The organism is Mycobacterium asiaticum (genome assembly GCF_001673635.1).
GTDB lineage: Bacteria > Actinomycetota > Actinomycetes > Mycobacteriales > Mycobacteriaceae > Mycobacterium > Mycobacterium asiaticum_C.
In genome coordinates this window covers 1-2,052 of sequence record NZ_LZMH01000076.1, presented here as the reverse complement: position 1 = coordinate 2,052, position 2,052 = coordinate 1, and the positions used below count along the sequence as shown (strand labels likewise).

The following is a 2,052-nucleotide window of genomic DNA, read 5'->3' as shown; positions in this document are numbered from 1 at the left end:
TCCTCGGGGTCGTTGTCGTCGGGCTACTTCAACGGAAATTCCAGCGGCACTTCCGGTTTCTTCAACTCCAGCGATCTCAGTTCGGGCTTCGCCAACGCCAACGGGGCGCTGACCTCGGGCTGGTACAACTCCGGTTCGTTGCTGTCGGGCTTCCAGAACATCGGCAACGCCATCTCCGGTTTCGCCAACACCAGCACGCTGGCCGCAAACGCCCCGGCCCTGATCTCCGGTATCGGCAACATCGGCAGCCAGGTCTCCGGCTTCTTGCACGGCCAGATGAGCGCGTTGCAGGAAACGCTGGCGGACTGGGTGGCCGGCTGATGACGTGTTTCCCCGTCCCATGTGGTCGACCGATGTTCTGTAGCACCTCCTACCCCAAAGAAGCTTTCCTGCAATGTAAGGAAGAGGATTGAGCCGGTGAGTTTTCTGACCTTGCCTCCCGAGATCAACTCGCTGAACATGCTGTTGGGCGCGGGTTCGGCGCCGATGGCGTCGGTCGCGTCGGCGTGGGATGGTTTGGCTGCTGAGTTGGGTTCGGCGTCGTCGTTTTTCGAGGGTGTGACCTCGGGTCTGGTCAATGATGTGTGGCAGGGTCCGGCTGCGCTGGAGATGGCGGCGGCGGCCACGCCTTACACGGCGTGGCTGAGCGCTGCCGGTGCGGCAGCCGAGCAGGCCGCAACTCAGGCGCGGGCGGTGGTATCCGCCTTCGAGTCCGCCCGATCGATGATCGTGCATCCGGCACTCATCGCTGGTAATCGCAATTCCTTGGTGAGGCTTGCGATCTCAAACCTGTTCGGCCAGAACTGGCCGGCGATCGCGGCGGCGGAGGCGGCTTACGAGGAGTTCTGGGCCCAGGACATCGTCGCGATGCTGAGCTATCACGGCGGGGCTTCGTCGGCCGCGGCGGCGTTAACGCCGTTCACCAAACTGCCGCTAGGTCAGTTGGCCGGCGTCGGCGGGTTGGTCAACGCCGCGGCGACGGAACTTGCCGGCCTGGCCGGCACTTTCAACAAGGGCGGCGCCAGGGCCGTGCTGGCTGCGGTGAATGGGAGGTTGGGCGGCCTGCTGGGTGGCTTCAACCTCGGCGGGTTGCTGAGCAGTCTGCGACTGGGTACTGGAAACCTCGCCAACTTGAACTTGCACAACCTAGGTCTGGGTGACAGTGGCACCGGTGCGGCGGCTGCTGGGCGCTGGGGGTCCTACGGCCGCCACTTCTCGCTTGGCTCCTGGGGGCACTTCGGTGGCTCGGGCATACAGGCGTTCGTCCCCGCACTGTCCGGTGGGCGCCTGAGCAGCGTGCTGAGCAGTGCAGCGTTGAACAGCGTGCTGAGCAGCGGCAATTTGACCGCCCTGCTCGACAGCCCGACTGTGGCCAATCTGCTGAGTAGTCCGGCGGTGGGCAATCTGTTGCGTAGTCCGACGGTGAGCGGCCTGTTGAGTAATCCGGCTATCAGCAGCCTGCTGAGTGGGACGGGTTTGTCGGCCAAGTTGAACGGTCTGTTGACGGTGGGCCCGGGCACGGCCGAAGCGGCGGTCACCGATATTTTCGGCAATACCGGTACGGGCAATATCGGGTTCGGTAACACCGGCGACAACAACATCGGATTCTTCAACACCGGAGACGGCAACGTCGGGATCGCCAACTCCGGCTTTGACCTGAAAGGCATTTCGAACTCCGGGGTCGGTAACTCGGGGTTGTTCAACACCGGCAGTTACAACACCGGGATCGGTAACTCCGGTATCGGCAATACCGGGTTGTTCAATCCGGGCAATTTCAACACCGGTATCGGTAACCGCGGTAGCTATAACACCGGCAGCTTCAACGCGGGCAGTTTCAACAGTGGTGATTTCAACGGTGGTGACACCAACACCGGGTGGTTCAATACCGGCAACCTCAACACCGGTATCGGCAACTCCGGGAACATCAACACCGGTATCGGCAACTCGGGCAACATGAACAACGGGATGTTCGTCCGCGGCGACGCCCAAGGCATGACAGGCTTTTCCTACTCGATCCGCCTCGAACAGATCCCCGTGGACTTCGGCATGCGA

Annotated in this window: 2 protein-coding genes; both read left to right on the top strand. The window is 62.4% G+C overall.

Translation table 11 applies throughout. The features are described from left to right. Nucleotides 1–321 (top strand): hypothetical protein (locus tag A5645_RS28240; RefSeq protein ID WP_216638336.1); only part of this gene is annotated, 321 nt, incomplete at its 5' end. A 96-nt stretch (nt 322–417) separates the two neighbouring features. After that, nucleotides 418–2,052: PPE family protein (locus A5645_RS22850; RefSeq protein WP_065131135.1), on the top strand; the 1,635-nt coding region annotated here is incomplete at its 3' end.